Below are 18,228 nucleotides of genomic sequence, written 5' to 3' on the forward strand. Positions count from 1 at the left end.
GTTGACAGATATACTTGTTGAGTTCAAAAGCATGGGAACGGAGATGGTTGCATGACACAGCCGGAGACATCACACACGGTGGGGCTTGCGCTCGAGGGAGGCGGCTACCGCGGTATGTATACGGCGGGCGTGCTCGACGTTTGGATGGAGCACGGTTTGACCTGCGACCATATGGTGGGTGTCTCGGCGGGTGCGGCGTTTGGCTACAACTTTAAATCGCGCCAGATCGGCCGCGCCATTCGCTATAACAAGGCCTATTGTGCCGATAAGCGCTATGCGGGTGTAGCAAGCTGGCTGCGGACCGGCGATATGTTCAATGCCGATTTTGCCTATCACGAGGTGCCTATCGAGCGCGATCCCATCGACCTGGAGACATATCGCGCCTGTCCCATGCGGTTTACGTGCGTGTGTACCGATATCGAGACGGGCAAGGCTGTCTACCACGACCTGCCCTATGGCGATGAGCGCGATATCGAGTGGATCCGGGCGTCGTCGGCTATTCCCGTGGCGACGCGTCCTGTTGTCATTGAGGGACACAAATATCTGGATGGTGGCGTGGCTGATTCTATTCCCAGTGCATGGCTGTTTGCGCAGGGCTACGACCGCAACGTGGTGGTGCTGACGCAACCGGCGGGCTTTGTAAAGCAGCCCAACAGCGTTATGCCCATGCTGCGGCGCGTGTTCCGTCACTACCCGGAGTTTGTCGCGGCGCTTGAGCATCGGCATGAGGTCTACAATGCCACGCTCGATGACCTGGCGCGTCGCGAGGCTGCCGGCGAGGTCTTTATGGTGCGGCCGAGCGAATCGGTGAAGGTGCCGTCGCTGTGCCGCGAACCGGATGAGCTCGAGCGCATCTATCAGATCGGTCGTCGAGATGCGGAGGCGACTTTGCCGGCGTTGAAAGCGTATCTGGCGGGGTAAGGGTCGCATGCGGAAAGCGCATCCCGGAATGGAGGCTCAAACTGGGATGCGCTTTCCATTGCTGAAGATATGAGGCTGCGAATCAGCTGCTCGGCCTAGACTTACGCCTGCTGCCAGGTGTCGACGAGCTCCTTGGCCGCGGCGTAGGGGTCATCGGCGCTGCAGACGGCACTCACCACAAAGAAGCCGTCGACGCCGGTGGCCTTGAGCTGTGGCAGGTCGGCCGTCTTGACGCCGCCGCCCACCACGATGGGCACGGGGCTTGCCGCGTGGAGGGCGGCCAGGTCCTCAAAGCTCTTGGTGATGATAGAGCCGTCGGCCGCGCGTCCGCAGTCGCGCTTGGTCTCGGTCTCGTGGAGTGGGCCGATGCCCAGGTAGTCGACTAGGCTCATGTCGGCGGTCTTGACGTACTCGAGCATCTCCTCGCAACGGGCGGAAAGGCCCACGATGGCGTTGGGCCCCAGCAGCTTGCGACAGACCTCGACGGGAATGTCGCTCTGGCCCACGTGCACGCCGTCGACAGCAATACCCTGCTCGCGCGCGGCGAGTACGCAGTCCAGGCGGTCGTCGATCAGCAGGGCAACCTGACCGGTTTTGCCGGCCTGTGCGATTGCCTGCGCGGCGTCGCCCGTCAGCGCAATGATCTCGCGGGCGCTTGCCACCTTGGAGCGCACCTGGATGCAGGTAAAGCCGGCGTCGAGCGCCTGGGCCACCACATCGCCCACGGGACGCCCGAGCGTGTTTTCGGGGCCGAGTACCAGATAGGCCGAGATATCAAGGTTGTCGCGGATGCTCATCGTGCTTCCTCCTGCTTTTTGATCTGCGCTTCCATGCGTTCGAGCTTGCCGGTCATGGTGTCGGTAAATCCGGGTCGAATATCGGCTTTGAGCACGACTTCGGTGCGGATGCCCTTGCTCGCCAACACAAAGGTTGCGTCGCGCACGACCTGCATGACCTCGTCCCAGTCGCCCTCGATCTCGGTGAACATGGAGGTGGTGCGGTTGGGCAGGCCGCTCTCGCGAATGACACGCACGACCTCGGCGACCTCGGCGGATAGCTCATCGCCGGTGCCGCACGGGGCGATGGCCACGGCGACGAGCGTGTTCATGCCGGCATTGGTTGCGGGCTCGGACATGGCCTATGCCTCCTCGAGCTCGAGTCGGTTATCGGCGATGTCTTGGGCGGTTGCGCGGTAGAGCTCGTCGATAAAGGCGACCTTAAAGCTTGCCGGGGCGTCGGCGACAGCGGCGGCACGCGTGCCGGCCACGTTGTAGACGGCGGTGCCGCAGACGGCTGCCGTAAACGGGTCGGCGGCGCAGGCGTACACGGCCAGCACGCCGCCCTGCGAGCAGCCGCAGCCGGTGATCTTGGACATGAGCGGGCTGCCGCCGTGAGACTTGGCCACCGTCGTGCCGTCGGTGATCAGGTCGACTTCGCCCGAGACCACAACGGCGCCACCGGTGTGGCGAGCGAGCGCCACGGCGGCACCACGGGCGGCGTCGACCGTGTCGGTGGTATCGACACCGCGCACGCGGCTCAGATCGGCCGCCTCGCCCTCAAGACCCCACAGGCCGGCGAGCGCGATAATCTCGGAGGCGTTGCCGCGCACGATGGCGGGCTTGTACTGCTTGAGCTCGTTGACCAGCTGGGTGCGCAGGCTACCGATACCCAGGCCCACCGGATCGAGCACCCAGGGCTTACCGGCGTCGTGTGCCGCCTTGGCCGCGCGGGGAATCGTTTGCTCGTAAATGGGGAAGAGCGTGCCCATGTTGAGATAGATGGCGCCGCCGCCGGCAACGAGTGCCTCGCCCTCGTCGGGCAGATAGACCATGGCGGCCGATCCGCCCACGGCGAGCTGCGCGTTGGCGACAAAGTCGATCGTCACCGTGTTGGTGATGGAACCGGCCATCGGATTGGTAGCGCGAATCTCCTCCACGGCCTTGACCATATGTTGCTTAAGCTGTTCCGAATCAATCACTGCACATGCCTCCTTGGCATAGAAAAGGGGCGCTGTGCATAGACAGCGCCCCTGTAAAGGCGGCATGCTCCCTACGCCAGCATTAACTGACAGGTTCAAAGGATTGGGCCCATTGCCCTCTCAGCCTTGTGGTTTGCACCGCCGGCACTCCCGCATCGAATCTGTTGTTCCCTATACTAGCGCACCTGCCAAAAAGGGACAGGTTTATTTTGGCAGGTAACAACTGGGACTTTGCGTTTTCCCAGATGAAACCTGCCGAAATAAACCTGTCCCTTTTTGGCAGGTCGGTACAATAGATGGGATTAAGAATGACCGAGGGGACCTTATGATCAAACTTGTGCTGACCGATATGGACGATACACTGATTCCAGCCGGGCATGACGGCGCCAGCGACTACGCCATTGAGGGTATTCATGCCATGCAGGCGGCGGGTTTGCACTTTGGGCCGGTTTCGGGTCGTCAGCCGTCCGCGATGGGCTGGATGTTCCGCAATCGCTCCGAGTGCTTCTCGACCGGTGCGTTTTGCAACGGCCAGGTGATGTTTGTCGATGGCGAAGTAGTCGCTTCGCGCGCAATCGATAACGATGTCCTTATGCGCTTAGCCGATTATTTTGAACAGGAGACCGACGATACGTATTTGAAGGTCTACCGTCTGGGTGATGACTTTTGGAATAACGATGCCTATTGCGTGACAAGCGATCCCGAGCGTGTGCGTCGCGCCATGAAGTCAGGCGGCAACGCGTGGCTCAAGGGCGAAGAGGCTCCCTGTCGTCCTGTCGTTGACGATGCCCCGGTATACAAGGCGAATATCTGGAGTGCCCGTTCGCGCGAGGAGCTCGCCGAGCTGCGCGAGCGTGTTGCCGCTGAGGTGCCGGAGCTCTCACTCGTGTTTCCCAACAACCGCGTGCGCCTGTTCGACGTTCTTCCGACCGGCTGGGACAAGGGCTGCGCTGCGCTGGAGCTGGCGCGCGCTTTGGGCCTGACGCCCGACGAGGTGGCCGTATTTGGCGATTCCGATAACGATTTGCCCATGATCGATGCCGTTCCTAACTCCGTTGCAGTCGCCAATGCCAACGAGGCCGTCACGGCTGCCGCACGCTGGCATATTGGCGCTGCGGCAGATGATGCGGTTGCCGGGGCTCTGCATCAGATTGCCGCCTGCGCCGCGACGGGGGAGATGCCGTCGTTTATGAGCCAAATGGACACGGCGGGTTTTGACGTCACGAACGTCTAGGGAGAAAGCCATGAAGCTCCAGCAACTCAGATATGTCGTCAAAGTTGCCGAATGCGGCAGCATCACCGAGGCCTCGCGCCGGCTCTTTGTGTCGCAGCCTTCGATTACCGCGTCGATCCGCGATCTCGAAAACGAGATGGGTGTGCATATCTTTGAGCGCACCAACAAGGGTGTCATTGTGTCCGAGGAGGGCGAGACCTTCTTGGGGTACGCGCGCCAGGTGCTCGACCAGGCCGACCTGCTCGAGGGCAAGTACAAAGGTACGTCCGAGCAGGTGCCGCACTTTAGTGTGAGCTGCCAGCATTATTCCTTTGCCGTTAATGCGTTTGTCGATGTGATCCGCGAGTTCGATGCCGCGCGCTACGACTTTACCCTGCGCGAGGAGCAGACCCACGAGATTATCGAGGATGTCGCGCATATGAAAAGCGAGCTGGGCATCCTGTATCTGTCGGAGCACAATCGCGAGGTCATCGAGCGCATGCTGGTGGCCAACGAGCTCGTGTTCGAAGGGCTCTTCTGCGCCACGCCGCATGTCTTCGTCTGCGCCGACCATCCGCTGGCGGGCCGCTCCAGCGTGACGCTCGAGGATCTGGAAGACTACCCGTTCCTGTCCTACGAGCAGGGCAGCTATAACTCGTTTTATTATTCCGAGGAGCTGACCTCGACCTTTGAGCGTCGCAAGAATATCCGCGTGCGTGACCGTGCGACGCTGTTCAATTTGGCCATGGGCCTCAACGGCTACACGGTATGCTCGGGCGTGATCAGCCACGAGCTCAACGGCCCCGGCATTATCTCGATTCCGCTCGACGTGGACGAGTACATGGAGATCGGCATTATTACGCGCAAGAACACGACGCTCACGCGCTACGGTCGGGCCTATATCGACGCGATTCGTCAGCATATCTAGGCTGCTGTGCTCCGCACGGTTCAAGTCTCTTTATGACAGTCCAGACTGATATAGGAAGCATCTATATCAAACTGTTATAAACGTATATTTTACGATGGCCATATGAGCGCTCATACTCTGTCCCAGTAAAGCAACCAATGCAAAGGGAGATATCTATGAGCACTTCGATTCAACCGAACGCGCCGTTTCGCGCCGATATCGTCGGCAGTTTTCTTCGTCCGCAGGCTGTAAAGGATGCCCGTGCCGCCTATGTCGCGGGTAAACTTGACGCTTCCGGCCTTAAGGCCGTCGAGGACGATGCTATTCGCGATTTGGTGGCAAAGCAGAAGGCCGCCGGCCTGCAGGTCATCACCGATGGCGAGTTTCGCCGCAGCTACTGGCACCTCGATTTTATGTGGGGGCTGAACGGCGTCGAGCGTCGCACCTCGCGTACGGGATATATGTTCCACGACGAGGAGACCACGGCCGATACCGCCGTGGTGACTGGCTCCATCAGCGGCGAGAACCACCCCTTCGTCGAGCACTTTAAGTTTGTCAAGGCACTTGAGGGCGAGGACCACGTTGCACGCCAGACCATCCCGGCGCCTATCCAGACGTTCTCTGAGGTCACGCTCGACCGCTGCGATGGCCAGCAGGAGAGCCTGCGCGCTGTCTATAAGACCGATGAGGAACTTGCCGACGCCATCGCAGCCGCTTATCGTACGGTGATCGCCGACCTGTACGCTGCAGGCTGCCGCAACATCCAGTTTGATGACTGCACCTGGGGCATCTATTGCGATACCGACTTTGTGTCCAAGACCGGCATGAGCCCGGTTGATCTGCAAAAGGTGAGTGAGCTGGGCGTGGCGCTCAACAACGCCGCTATCGAGGGCAAGCCCGACGACCTGGTCATTAACACGCATGTGTGCCGCGGTAACTACCACTCTACCTATGCCTTCGAGGGTGGCTATGACCCCATCGCGCCATACCTGTTCGCAAACGAGGATGTTGACGCATTTTACCTGGAGTTCGATACGCCGCGCGCCGGCGGTTTTGAGCCGTTGAGGTACGTTGCCCCTGGCAAGAAGGTCGTGTTGGGCCTGGTGACCACCAAGGCCGCTGAGCTTGAGGACGAGGATGCCATCGTCGAGCGTATTCACGAGGCTGCAAAGTATGTTCCGCTCGAGAACCTGTATCTGTCTCCGCAGTGCGGCTTTGCCAGCTGCGAGATTGGCAACAAGCTGACCGAGGACGAGCAATGGGCAAAGATCGCGCTGGTCAAGCGTATTGCCGAGCGCGTTTGGAAATAGCGGTAACGTTCGCAGGTGACGGCGCGTGCGAGACATGGCGCATCGCGTACAATGGTTCGGATCGTATCGTTCGGGCAGGTAATCCGCTATGCTCGAGCGCCCTTCCATTTTGAAAGGACTCTCATGTCCCAGTCCTCGACGCCCGCCGCCAGCGATGCCATCTACGACGCATCGTCGCTCGGCCGCCCGCGCATGTTTTTGCTCGGTCTGCAGCACCTGTTTGCCATGTTTGGCGCCACCGTGCTGGTGCCCGTGCTCACCGGTCTCTCGGTTTCGGCAACGCTTTTGTTTGCCGGTTTGGGCACGCTGCTGTTCCACTTCCTGTCGCGCGGTAAGGTGCCGGCATTTTTGGGCTCATCGTTTGCCTTTATTGCCGGTTATGCCGCAATCGCGCCCAACGGCGAGACCGAGCTTTTGCCCTACGCTTGTCTGGGCGTTGCTTGCGCCGGCCTGCTTTATCCGGTGCTTGCGGCGCTCTTCCGCGCCTTTGGCGCCAAGCGTGTCATGCGTTTCTTCCCGCCGGTGGTGACTGGCCCCATCGTCATTTCGATCGGTCTGATCCTGGCGAGCTCCGCTATTGCTAACTGCCAGACCAACTGGCTTGTGGCTGTCATTGGCGTTGCCGTTATCGTCATCTGCAACATCTGGGGCCGTGGCATGGTCAAGATCGTGCCGATTTTGCTGGGCGTTGTGGTGAGCTATGCCGTTGCGGCTGCGCTCGGCGAGGTTGATTTCTCGGGCGTTGCCGCCGCTCCGTGGGTCGGTCTGCCCATCGTGTGGGACAACACCGTGTTTGCACTCTTTGGGCCGCAGTTCGATAACGGTCTTGCCACGACGGCCATCATCACCATCATGCCGCTGGCCTTCGCGACCATGATCGAGCATATCGGCGATATCTCTGCTATCGGTTCGACTTGCGAGCGCAACTACATTGCCGATCCCGGTCTGCATCGCACGCTGCTCGGCGACGGCCTTGCCACGATTCTGGCTTCGCTCTTTGGCGCTCCGGCCAACACTACGTATGGCGAGAACACCGGCGTGCTCGCCCTGACGCGCGTGTTCGACCCGCGCGTAATTCGAATTGCCGCGTGTTGCGCCATCGTGCTTTCGTTCTGCCCCAAGTTCGCCGCGGTCATCGCCGCCATGCCGGCATGCGTTATCGGCGGTGTGTCGCTCGTGCTCTACGGCATGATCAGCGCTGTGGGCGTCCGCAACCTCATCGAGAACCAGGTCGATTTCCAGAACAACCGCAACGTGCTGGTTGCCGCGCTGGTGCTCGTGCTTTCGCTCGGCATCGCGTACAGCACCGCCGGCGCCATCGTGTTGGAGCTGGGCGGCGTGACCATTTCGCTGTCCGGCATTGCCGTGGGCTCACTGGTGGGCATCGTGCTCAACGCCATCCTGCCGGGTAACGACTTTGAGTTTGATGTCTCCGAGCTTGAGGAGGCTGCTGAGTAGCAGCTGCGTTCAGCTAAAACAAGATATGGTGCCCATGCGTATATGCGTGTGGGCACCATTTTTAATGCGTCAGTATCCAGTGGATGCCGCGGGCCATGCGTAAGTCGGTTTGGGCAAAGTGATTGCCGGGGTTGAGCTCCAGCGTTGTTGGAATGCCGCGCTCGACGAGCAACGCTTCCATCGCGCGTGTGTCGTCGAGTACATGCCGCATCATGCGGTTGGGCGTCTTGGTTTCCTTTTTGCCGAGTGACAGGTAGACGGCTTGCGGGCTGCCGGCAAAAGGGGCCGTGCTGGCACGGTCGACAAAGTCGGGAAACCATAGCGACCCCGATGCGCTCGCAGCGCGGTCAAAGGCGTCGGTTTGCCAGAGGGACCAGAGTGCGAAGAGGCCCGCGAGCGAGTAGCCGGCAATGCCGCGCCAGGTGGGCGGCTGAGGAAGCGACGACTCGACCTGGGGGATTATCTGATTCAGCAGCTCATCAAGAAAATCGGCAGCTTGGCCGCCGAAAGGCTCGGCATCGCGTACGGTCCCGTCGCATGCCCAGGGGCTCAGCTCGCGATTCCAATCGAGCCCGCCAATGGTGACGAGGGCGAAAGGCGGACAGTCGAGCTCTCGGCAACACTTATAAACCTCGCTGCCGTCGCCCACGACCACAGGAAGGTAGATGACAGGCGCGCTTTCCGTATGATTCGAATAAACGGTTATCTGCTTTTGATGCGCTTCCATGACGGGCTTCTCTCAGTGTTGTGATATCGGCAGCCCCAATTGTCGCACGCCAGCGTATGCCGGTTGGGCTAGACCAAAGACAATCTCGTGCATCCCCTGCGGACGCATATGGAAAACGCCACCGCCGGAGGGGAGCTCGGCGGTGGCGTTGTTAAACGGTGCTGGGGCTCGGGGCCTTCGCGGGAGCTGCCATGTGCGCAGAGGCGTCTAAGAACGCTTACGGCTCGCCATGGTGCCTGCGGCGATAGCGGCTGTTCCCGCAAGGACGGTTGCCACGATGGCCGCACCCGAGGTGTCGCCGGTTGCCGCGAGCACGCCGGTAGTCTTGGCTTTCGTGGTTGAAGCCGCAACGGCCTTGGTCGGCTTTGAGCCCTCAGGCTTGGGGTTCTGCTTGGACTCCGCGGGCTTGCTTTCTGCGGGCTTGGTCTCGTCGGGCTTGGGGTCTTCCGGCTTGGCTACCTCGGGAGGTGCGATGGTCGTACTTTTGGCGACTGCTTTGATATAGAGGGAGTCGACCGTGGCGTCGCCCGTGCCGATGGCTTGGCCTGCCTCGTAGATGCCGTCACGGAGCTTGCGATAGTCAATGACCTTGCCGCCTTCGGGCGTCTGGATGGCGGCGTTCTCAATCTTGATGGTGCCGATTGTCTTGCCGTCAGCGCTCATGGCACGGGCAAAGATTGCCGCTGTATCTCCTTCGGCCGTTACCTTGCTGCGGATGATCGAGATGACTGCGGGTGTGACGCCCTCGCTGGTCTGGGCGATGATGCCGATGTTCTCGCCTTGGGGTTCGCGCCTCGTCTCGCCATCTTGGTTTTCGCTGTAGGGGATGGGGCCGTCGCCGTTCTCGACATAGCGGGCTATGGCCTTGACAACGGAGTCGCTGATGTAGATGTGGCCGCCCTTCTCGTTGGGTCGATCGTTTCTGGTGGAGAATGCAGCCGAAACCTCGCCTTCCGCAAACGCGTCCACGGTGGAGCCGTTCTTGACGACGATGTCGTCCTGGTAGGTGAAGAGGGCGTTGGCGCCACCGTATCTGCCTTTACTTGCACGGACCGTCACGTTTGCATGATCGAGGGTGATGCCCTTGTGGGCATAGACGCCATATTCAACACCGTTTACGTTGAGGGAGGCGTTTGTGGCTGCGAGGCTGCCCTTGGCCTCGACGGCAGCGTCTTCCTCGGAGCTTGCCTTGACCTGGCTGCCGTCCGAGATGTTGATATTGTCGCCGCTCCAAAGGGCCTCACCATCGGCTGAGCTTGCCTCGACCGTCCCGCCACCCTTGATGGTGAGGTTCTTGTCGGCTCCAATACCCTTGTCCTTGGTAGCCCTGGCGGTGACGGCTCCGCTGTCGTCAATCGTGATATTGCCGTTTGCCCTGATGCCATCCGATGCACCCGTGGCGTTGACGTTGCCCGAACCTTTGATAGCGAGATCACCTCCGGCATTGATGGCATCAAACCCAGTGCTCGTGGCGTTGACGGATCCGGCTCCGTCGATGTTGATATTACCCGTGGTGAGGATAGCGTCCTCAGTAGATGTCACGCTGAGCGTGCCGCCCTCGTCGCCTTGGATATTGAGCTCGGCATTCTCGTTAGTGCCATGAGAAACGTTGATGCTTTCGATCCATTCGGCAGTGACGATGTTGGTTCCCGAGTAATTCACGTTGAGCTTGCCTGCGGCCTGGATCTCGCCGCCGTTATAGTTGTTGAGCTTCAAGTCGTCGGCGCCGTCCCACGACCAGGTACCGGCCTCGTCGCTCGCCGCGGTGTTGTACTTGTTGCCGCCGACCTTGACCCATTCCGCTGCGAGCGAGACGCTCGGCATGAGCAGCGAGCTCACCGTGAGCGCGCAGGCCAGGCCGCAGACGATGCGGCGCGTCACGCGGCGCCAGCTGCCGTGCGCGAGTCCTATGCGACGGCGAACGTCGGGTTCGGCAACATGGGTTCCGGCGGTAGTGTCATTGCGTTTGGGGGTCGTGAACAAGGCTGCCATGGTTGCTCCCGTTCTCATAGGGCCTATACGACTAGATTCAGCGTATCTGCTGGATGTTGCCGGCGGTAGTGCCGTTTGGAGGGCAAAATGGCCAAAATGGGGGAGAAATAGGCCGCACGCCGGCGCAGGGACCGGCGCTAAAAGAAAAGCGCGGGGCCGCATGGCGACTCCGCGCTTTATTGTTCAGCTTTTGCAGCCTTGCCCTTACGCTACGAAGAAGTAGACGAGGAAGGCAAGGGCCGCGATCCACCCGTCCCGTGCGAAAAAGTGTTTACGAGCGCTTGCGGCTCACCACGGCGCCCGCGGCGATGGCGGCTGTTCCCGCAAGGGCGGCTGCCACGATGGCTGCGCTCGAGGCGTCGCCGGTTGCTGCGAGTTTGCCGGCGATCTTTGCTCCCGTGGCTGCAACTGCAACGGTCTTGGTCGTCTTCGTGCCCTCGGACTTGGAACCCTCGGGCTTGGTCTCGCCTGGCTTCTCCTCGGGTTTGATCTCCTCGGGAGGCGCGATGACCGTGCTCTTGGCGACAGCTTCGTTATAGGGGGAGTCGATCACAGCGTCGCCCGTGCCGATGGTTTGACCCACCACGTAGAAGATGCCGTCATCGAGTTCTTCCTTGTTGCGATAGCCAATGATCTTGCCGCCTGTGGGCGTCTGTATGGGAGCGCCTTCGATCTCGATGGTGCCGATTGTCTCGCCGTCCGCGCTCACGGCAAGGGCGAAGATTGCCGCCGTGTCTCCCTCAGCTGTGACCTTACTGCGGACAATCGAGATGGTCGCGGGCGTGATGCCCTCCTTGGTCCGGGCAAAGATGCCGATGTTCATGCCCCTATGCTCGGGAATGACCGCGCCACTTTGGTCGTTGCTGTAGTGATCGGGGCCGTCGCTACCGGACTCGACATAGCGGGCTATAGCCTTGACAACGGAGTCACTAATGTAGATGTGACCACCCGCTTCGTTGGGGTAGTAGTTTCTGGTGAAGATTGCGGTCGAGAACTGGCCTTCTGCGAACGCATCCACGATCGAGCCGTTCTTGATGACGATGTCGTCCTCGTCGGTGAAGAGGGCGCTGGCTTCATCGTTCCCTGCACTTGCACGGACCGTTACGGTTGCGCCATCGAACGTGATGCCCTTGTAGACATAGATGCCATACCCAACGCCACTTGCGTTGAGGGAAGCGTTCGTGACCGTGAGGCTGTTTTTACCGTCGATGGTGGCGTCTTCCTCGGAGCTTGCCTTGACCTGGCTGCCACCCGAGATCTCGATGTTGCCGTCGGCCCAAATCGCATTGTCTTTGATAGAGCTTGCCTCTACCTTGCCGCCGCCCTTTATGATGAGGTTCTCGTTAGCATCGATACCCTGATCCTCGGTGGCCTTGGCGGTGACGGTTCCGCTGTTGTCGATCGTGATGTTGCCGTCGGCCCTGATGCCATCCGAATCGCCCGTGGCGTTAACGTTTCCCGAGCCCTTGATGGTGACATCGCCCCCGGCATCGATGGCATCGTGCTCGGTGCTCGTGGCGTTGACAGTGCCAGCGCCGTCGATGTTGATGCTGCCGACGGAAGTGATGGCGTCACGAGAAGATGTCACGTTGAGCGTGCTGGACGCGTCGCCCTGAATATTAAGCTCGGCGTTCTCGTTCGCGCCATCCTTAACCTTGATGCCGCGGCCGTCGCCGTTAGTGACGATGTTGTCGCCCTCGTAGCTCACGTTGAGCTTGCCCGCTGCCTCGATCGCGCCGCCGTTATAGCCGTTGAGCTTCATGTCATCGGCGCCGTCCCAGCTCCAGGTGCCGGCGGCGTCTCCCGCGGGCCCCGCGGCCGCTTCGTGGCGGACGCCGCCGACGTCCACCCACTCGGCCGCGAGCGAGACGCTCGGCATGAGCAGCGAGCTCACCGTGAGCGCGCAGGCCAGGCCGCAGACGATGCGGCGCGTCACGCGGCGCCAGCTGCCGTGTGCGAGCAGCGTGCGACGGCACACGTCGGGCTCGACAAAATGGGCTCCAGAGGTTTTGTCATTGCGATTGGGGGTCGTGAACAAGGCGGCCATGGTTACTCCCATCCTCATAGGGCCTATGCGATTAAGCCCAGCATATCTGCAGGATGTAGCCGGCGGTAGTGCCGTTTGGAGGGCAAAATGTCCAAAACTTGGGAAGCAAAACATCGCGCGTCTGTGCGTTGCCTGGCTTTAAAAGAAAAGCGCGGAGCCGCTCGATGCGACTCCGCGCTTTGGTGTTCTGTTTTAGCAGACTATGCCGTTACGCTACGAAGAAGTAGACGAGGAAGGCGAGAGCTGCGATCCACATGAGCGGCTTGATCTTGGAGGCCTCGCCCTTAAAGAGCGCGACGATCACGTAGGCGATAAAGCCTAGGCCAATGCCGGCAGAGATGGAGTAGGTGAAGGGCACGCCGGCGACAATCATGAACGCCGGGAAACCCTGCGACACGTCGGACCAGTCGATCTCGGAGGCCTCGCTCATCATGAGGTAGCCGACGTAGACCAGAGCACCGCAGGTGGCGGCGCTGGAAACGATGGTGACGATGGGGGAGAAGAACGCGGCGAGAATGAACAGCACGCCGGTGGTGACGGAGGTGAGGCCCGTGCGGCCACCGTCGGCGGCGCCGGAAGTGGACTCGACGAAGGTGGTGATGGAGGAGACACCCATGAAACCGCCCACAGCAGCGGCGGCGGAGTCGACGATCAGGATCTCCTTGATATTCTCGACGTTGCCGTCGTCGGTGAGGAACTCGCCCTGCTTGGCCACGGCCATCGCGGTGCCCATGGTGTCGAAGAAGTCACTCATGAGCAGCGAGAACGAGATGACGAGGAGCGCGGGGTCGGTAAGGACCTTGACGATGGCGGGCACGCCGCCGGCGTCGGCGATGGGGCCACCGATGCTCGAGAAGTCGAGCGGGGCGATGATACCGGTCGGAGCATGGGTCACACCTAGGGGGATACCGGCGATGACGGCGACGACGATGCCGATGAGCAGCGAGCCGGGGACGTTGCGGCAGGCGAGGGCGACTGTCACCAGGATGGAGATGATGCCGACGATGAAGGTGGGGGAGGTGATGTCGCCCAGACCGACGAGTGTACCGGCGCCAGCGGTGATAATGCCGGCATCGCACAGGCCAATCATGGCGATGAACAGGCCCAGACCCACCGAGATGGCGTGACGCAGGACAACCGGGATGGCGTCCATGATGGCCTCGCGCAGGCCACAAAGCACGAGCAGCAAGATGACGATACCCTCGAGGAAGATGACGCTCATGGCCACGTGCCAGTCACCGCCGCAGACGGTGGTGGTGATTCCAGCGATCATCGCGTTGACGCCTAAGCCCGACGCGCAGGCGAGCGGGCGGTTGGCGAAGATGCCCATGCAGATGGTCATGATGCCGGCGCCCAGGCAGGTGGCGCAGGCGAGCGCTCCCGCATCGATGCCAGCGCCCGAGAGCACCGCGGGGTTGACGGCGATGATGTAGGCCATCGCCAGGAATGTTGTCAGTCCAGCGCGGAGTTCGGTCCCGATTGTGGACTTGCGCTCGCTGACGTGAAATAGTTCGTCCATGCATACCCTTTCCTTGCTCGGCCCCGAGTTTAGGCCGATTGACACGAACTCAACTACTATATCGCCTTTGAAAGGCTGATGTTCCTCGCATGTTGATGTTCGGCGCTTTGTAGCAGACAGACGGTATTTTTCGCATGAAAATGTGTGGGTACCGTATACTTAAACAGTTACAACGACCCCTATGGAGGAACGTATGATTAAAGAGCTCTGCCACGACGAGGCTATTCTGTCCCAGCGTTGCGAGGTTGCGACCGTCGAGGACGAGTCGGTGGCACAGGACCTGATCGATACCATCAAGTCGCTCGACGATGCCGGCTGCCTTGCCGCTAACCAGATTGGCGTTACCAAGAAGGTCTGCGTCTACCTGGACGACGCCGGCGAGCCCCACGTGCTCTACAACCCCCGTCTGGTGTTTGGCCTGGGTGCCAGCAAGATGGAGGAGAGCTGCCTGACGCACGAGGAGGTCACCAAGTCCACGCGCTATATCAAGTGCAAGGTCGCTTATGACGTGATCGTCGACGGCAAGATGCGCGAGCGCAAGCAGGACTTTGTGGGCTTCGAGGCGCAGATGATTCAACACATGATTGACCACTGTCTTGGAAAGTTGGTCTAAGGGGACCAAAGCACCGCACTTCGTCTCTTTTGGCCCGGGCATGACATTGTTGTCATGTCCGGGCTTTTGTGTTTAGCGCCTTTTTGTTTGGAGACAATGAAATTAGCAAGAACGTAAAGCTAGGAGGCGCTATGTGTACGAGTATTCGATTTACCGATAATTCTGGCCACATGTATCTGGGCCGCAATCTCGACTGGAGCTTTGACTACGGCCAACAGGTTCGCGTGATGCCGCGCGGGTTTCACATTCCGTATTCGTTTATCGACGACGCGACAGCGGCACACGCGGTGATCGGTATGTGCATCGATTACAAGAACTACCCTATGTTCTTCGATTGCGGCAACGATGCAGGCCTTGCCGTGGCGGGTCTCAATTTCCCGGGTTATGCCGAGTATGCCGAGGACCCTGTCGACGGCAAGACCAATATCGCGGCCTATGAGTTTCCCCTGTGGGTGGCAGCGACGTTCTCGACGGTCGATGAGGTCGAGGCTGCGCTGCGCGATACGGTGATTGTCGCCAAATCTGCCGGAGAGGGGCTGGGCGTGTCGCTGCTCCATTGGATTATCGGCGACAGCCAGCGTAGCATCGTGGTCGAGATGATGGCTGACGGCCTGCATGTATACGGCGATCCGGTCGACACCCTCGCCAATCAGCCCACCTTCCCGTGGCACATGGAAAACCTCCGCACCTATATCACCGCCACAAGCGATTTTCCGCAGACGGCGACATGGCGTGGCGCCGAGCTTAAGCCCTATGGAGCCGGTGCCGGCATGCGCGGCATTCCGGGCGATTGCTATTCGCCGAGCCGTTTTGTAAAGGCGGCGTACCTCAATGCCAATTACCCACAAAAGGAGAGCGAGACCGAAAACGTCGTTCGCATGTTCCGCTCGCTCGAGGGCGTGGTGATGATCGAGGGAGCGTCCAGGATGGGCGATGGCAAGTTCGAGAAGACTATCTACACCGGATGCTTTAGCGCGCGCACGGGCAATTATTACTACGCGATGTATGGGGATCCGTCGATTCGCTACGTGAGCCTGATGGATGCCGAGGGCGCGAGCTCCGATAGGCTCGTGGTTCCCGAGCCACGCCGTTCGTAGCCGCTAGCTTTACTGCAATGCAAAGCGGCCCTGCGTCTCTCGTGAGGTGCAGGGCCGCTGTCGTTGATTTGTGACGTCACTAGAAGTTGACGTCGTTGAGTTGTTCGCTCTCGAGGCCGTCGAGCTGTTGCTGTTCGGGCGTATCGGCGACGCTCTCGAGCAGCTCGGTGGGATCGACGTTCATGTTTCTACCGGCCTCGTTGCCGTTGACCAAGTCGTCCGAGAAGATGTCGACTTCCATTTCCTCGGCTTCCTCGATCTGAACTTCGAGCGGCACCTGGGTGCGCACGAGTTTGACTGCCGGGCGCATGCGGGCAAAGAGGGGCACGTACTCGATGATGATGGCCGAGTTCTCTAGACCGTACCAGCGTGCCGGGCTTCCGCAGGCGCGGCGGACGGCGTACTTGATGGCCATCACGCGGTGGTCGTTGCGGTTGATGTCCGTTTCGGGGGCGAGCATCTTGCGCAGCATGCAAAAACGGAAGTCGCCCACGTTGCCGCGTGTCTCGTAGATGGAGTAGGTGTGATGCTGCGGCGGCAGCTCACCCGATGCCATCAGGTCGCCAACGATCTGGCGCAGGTAGGCATTGATGCGCTGGTTGACCTTAAAGCCCAGGTCCAGGCGCACGCGGAACAGGAAGTCCGTGCCAAAGGTCTCGACGGAATACTCGTGCGTATAGGGCTCATCGGTAACGTACACGTTGATGAACCAGTATGCCTTGGCGCGCTTGGGATGCTTATCCAAGATGGAATAGAGCACATCGCGGTCGAGCGTGAGCGGGTCGGGGCTGTTGGTGAGGAACACCAGGTTGTCGGCAAGCACGGGATAGGTCTCGTCGTTGCGCAGGCGGTCGAGCTGGTCAATGTACTTGGAGACGGGCAGCAGGATGGTCTGCGTGCGCTCGATGGCGGTGCCGCGGCGCCACACGTACATAAGGCCAAACAGCAGCGCGGCCAAGAAGATCATGACATAGCCGCCGTCAAAGAACATGGTGAGGCACGAGGCAAAGAAGCACAGCTCAATGGCGCCAAAGAGCAGTGCGAAGACGCAGGCACCCAGTTTGTGCTTGAGGATGCCGGCGATATAGCTCGTCAAAAGCGTCGTGGTCATGAGCATGGTCACGGTGATGGCGAGGCCGTAGGCGCTCTCCATGCGCTCGGAGTTCTGGAACAGCAGCACGATGAAGATGCAGCCGACCCACATGATGTTGTTGACGAGCGGAATATAGAGCTGGCCCTTGGTGTCGCTGGGGTAGTGGATGCGCAGGTGCGGCATAAGGTTGAGGCGCGTTGCCTCGGATACCAGCGAGAACGAGCCGGTGATGAGCGCCTGCGAGGCGATGATGGCCGCTACGGCCGAAAGCACGATGGCAAAGGGGCGCAGGGGCTCGGGAAGCATCATGTAGAACGGGTTGACGATATCCATCGCGAGCATCTGGGGGTTGGAGTTATTGGCGAGCAGCCAAGCGCCCTGACCCAGGTAGTTGAGGATAAGGGCCGCCTTAACAAACGGCCAGGATGCATAGATGTTTGCCTTGCCAACGTGGCCCATGTCCGAGTAGAGGGCCTCGGCGCCGGTCGTCGACAGAAAGACAAAGCCGAGCACCATAATGCCCGAGTGGTTGATGGGCGAGAACAGGAACATGATGCCGCGGATGGGGTTGAGCGCACGCAAGATGGACAGGTTGCCGAGCATGTTGAACAGGCCGGCGCCTGCCAGGAACAGGAACCACAGCGTCATGAGCGGGCCGAACAGCTTGCCGATCGACGAGGTACCGGCGCGCTGCATGGCAAACAGGCCGCAGATAATGATGATGGTGATGATGATTACGTTGGTCTGGCCGTCACCCAAAAGCGCGTGGCCCCACTCGATAGTGCGCAAGCCCTCGATGGCCGTGGTAACCGTGACGGCGGGGGTGAGGATGCCGTCGGCGAGCAGCGCCGCGCCGCCGATCATGGCGGGAAGGATCAGCCACGGCGCCACTTTGCGCACCAAGCTAAACAGGGCGAAGATGCCGCCCTCGTTGTGGTTATCGGCCTTCATGGCGATAACCACGTACTTGACCGTGGTCACGAGCGTCATGGTCCAGATGACAAGCGAAAGCGCTCCCAAGATCATGTCTTCGCTGACGGTACCGATGCCGCCGTTGTTGGCGACGATTGATTTCATGGTGTACATGGGGCTCGTGCCGATGTCGCCATAGACGACGCCGAGCGTTACGAGCAGCATGCCAGCGGAGAGGGGGATGGCTCCGTGCCCGCCTTGACCACGCTGGTCTTGGGGGCTTGCCTCCAGTTTGTTGTGTGCCACGTGGACTCCCTTTGACATCCGGTTATCTGTCTAGGACAGATAATCTTTATGCCGTCTTTATACATACAAGAGCAGTTTGGCACATCGGGTTATTTTAGACAATAATCCTCAGCTGGGGATTATTTATCTACGCAG

At 60.3% G+C, this 18,228-nt stretch carries 15 protein-coding genes and 1 riboswitch; of the genes, 7 read left to right on the top strand and 8 right to left on the bottom strand.

Going from position 1 to position 18,228, the window contains the following annotated elements; all coding sequences use genetic code 11:
- Positions 1–51 precede the first annotated feature (51 nt).
- Positions 52–921: a patatin-like phospholipase family protein gene (locus ACESWY_RS03525; RefSeq protein ID WP_138111838.1), complete on the top strand. Its 870-nt coding sequence runs from the start codon at positions 52–54 to the stop codon at positions 919–921.
- 101 nt (positions 922–1,022) lie between these two features.
- On the opposite strand, the gene ACESWY_RS03530 is transcribed toward ACESWY_RS03525, so the two are convergent.
- The 3 genes from ACESWY_RS03530 to thiM are packed head-to-tail and all read right to left on the bottom strand — an operon-like array spanning position 1,023 to position 2,899.
- Complete coding sequence (locus ACESWY_RS03530) at positions 1,023–1,718, bottom strand: thiamine phosphate synthase (RefSeq protein ID WP_117769839.1); 696 nt, start codon at positions 1,716–1,718, stop codon at positions 1,023–1,025.
- Positions 1,715–2,056, bottom strand: coding sequence for a thiamine-binding protein (locus ACESWY_RS03535; protein WP_225093307.1), 342 nt, complete (start codon positions 2,054–2,056; stop codon positions 1,715–1,717). Before ACESWY_RS03535 ends, ACESWY_RS03530 begins: the two co-directional genes overlap by 4 nt.
- 3 nt (positions 2,057–2,059) lie before the next feature.
- Entirely contained in the window at positions 2,060–2,899 is an 840-nt protein-coding gene (gene thiM / locus ACESWY_RS03540) for a hydroxyethylthiazole kinase (RefSeq protein ID WP_238022525.1), read from the bottom strand.
- Positions 2,900–2,950: 51 nt separating this feature from the next.
- Positions 2,951–3,061: riboswitch (TPP riboswitch) on the bottom strand.
- A gap of 163 nt (positions 3,062–3,224) precedes the next feature.
- Here thiM and ACESWY_RS03545 point away from each other — a divergent pair.
- From ACESWY_RS03545 to ACESWY_RS03560, 4 genes are all read left to right on the top strand, one after another.
- Positions 3,225–4,133: an HAD-IIB family hydrolase gene (locus ACESWY_RS03545; RefSeq protein WP_138375182.1), complete on the top strand. Its 909-nt coding sequence runs from the start codon at positions 3,225–3,227 to the stop codon at positions 4,131–4,133.
- Between the two features lie 10 nt (positions 4,134–4,143).
- Entirely contained in the window at positions 4,144–5,040 is an 897-nt protein-coding gene (locus tag ACESWY_RS03550) for a LysR family transcriptional regulator (protein ID WP_138111844.1), read from the top strand.
- 155 nt (positions 5,041–5,195) lie between these two features.
- Positions 5,196–6,329: a 5-methyltetrahydropteroyltriglutamate--homocysteine S-methyltransferase gene (locus ACESWY_RS03555; protein WP_229025959.1), complete on the top strand. Its 1,134-nt coding sequence runs from the start codon at positions 5,196–5,198 to the stop codon at positions 6,327–6,329.
- Positions 6,330–6,452: 123 nt separating this feature from the next.
- Positions 6,453–7,787 (top strand): uracil-xanthine permease family protein, encoded by a 1,335-nt coding sequence (locus ACESWY_RS03560; protein WP_138111850.1) that lies wholly within the window; start codon positions 6,453–6,455, stop codon positions 7,785–7,787.
- Between the two features lie 61 nt (positions 7,788–7,848).
- On the opposite strand, the gene ACESWY_RS03565 is transcribed toward ACESWY_RS03560, so the two are convergent.
- From ACESWY_RS03565 to ACESWY_RS03580, 4 genes are all read right to left on the bottom strand, one after another.
- On the bottom strand, positions 7,849–8,514 hold the full coding sequence (locus ACESWY_RS03565; protein WP_117716506.1) for an alpha/beta hydrolase: 666 nt from the start codon (positions 8,512–8,514) through the stop codon (positions 7,849–7,851).
- A 207-nt stretch (positions 8,515–8,721) separates the two neighbouring features.
- Positions 8,722–10,506: a carbohydrate-binding domain-containing protein gene (locus tag ACESWY_RS03570; RefSeq protein ID WP_161115311.1), complete on the bottom strand. Its 1,785-nt coding sequence runs from the start codon at positions 10,504–10,506 to the stop codon at positions 8,722–8,724.
- A gap of 271 nt (positions 10,507–10,777) precedes the next feature.
- Positions 10,778–12,553, bottom strand: coding sequence for a carbohydrate-binding domain-containing protein (locus tag ACESWY_RS03575; protein WP_161145036.1), 1,776 nt, complete (start codon positions 12,551–12,553; stop codon positions 10,778–10,780).
- 208 nt (positions 12,554–12,761) lie between these two features.
- Positions 12,762–14,072, bottom strand: coding sequence for an NCS2 family permease (locus ACESWY_RS03580; protein ID WP_138111859.1), 1,311 nt, complete (start codon positions 14,070–14,072; stop codon positions 12,762–12,764).
- Positions 14,073–14,265: 193 nt separating this feature from the next.
- Between ACESWY_RS03580 and ACESWY_RS03585 the strand changes: the two genes are divergently transcribed.
- Together ACESWY_RS03585 and bsh are read left to right on the top strand one after the other, a co-directional pair.
- Positions 14,266–14,685: a peptide deformylase gene (locus tag ACESWY_RS03585; protein ID WP_117746174.1), complete on the top strand. Its 420-nt coding sequence runs from the start codon at positions 14,266–14,268 to the stop codon at positions 14,683–14,685.
- Between the two features lie 131 nt (positions 14,686–14,816).
- Positions 14,817–15,782: a choloylglycine hydrolase gene (gene bsh / locus ACESWY_RS03590; RefSeq protein ID WP_138111862.1), complete on the top strand. Its 966-nt coding sequence runs from the start codon at positions 14,817–14,819 to the stop codon at positions 15,780–15,782.
- A 79-nt stretch (positions 15,783–15,861) separates the two neighbouring features.
- Here bsh and ACESWY_RS03595 read toward each other — a convergent pair whose 3' ends face one another.
- Positions 15,862–18,111, bottom strand: a complete 2,250-nt coding sequence (locus tag ACESWY_RS03595) for a KUP/HAK/KT family potassium transporter (RefSeq protein WP_138111865.1) — start codon at positions 18,109–18,111, stop codon at positions 15,862–15,864.
- Positions 18,112–18,228: the final 117 nt, after the last annotated feature.

It is taken from the genome of Collinsella aerofaciens ATCC 25986, from assembly GCF_964237925.1.
In the GTDB taxonomy this organism is placed as follows: Bacteria; Actinomycetota; Coriobacteriia; order Coriobacteriales; family Coriobacteriaceae; genus Collinsella; species Collinsella aerofaciens_BJ.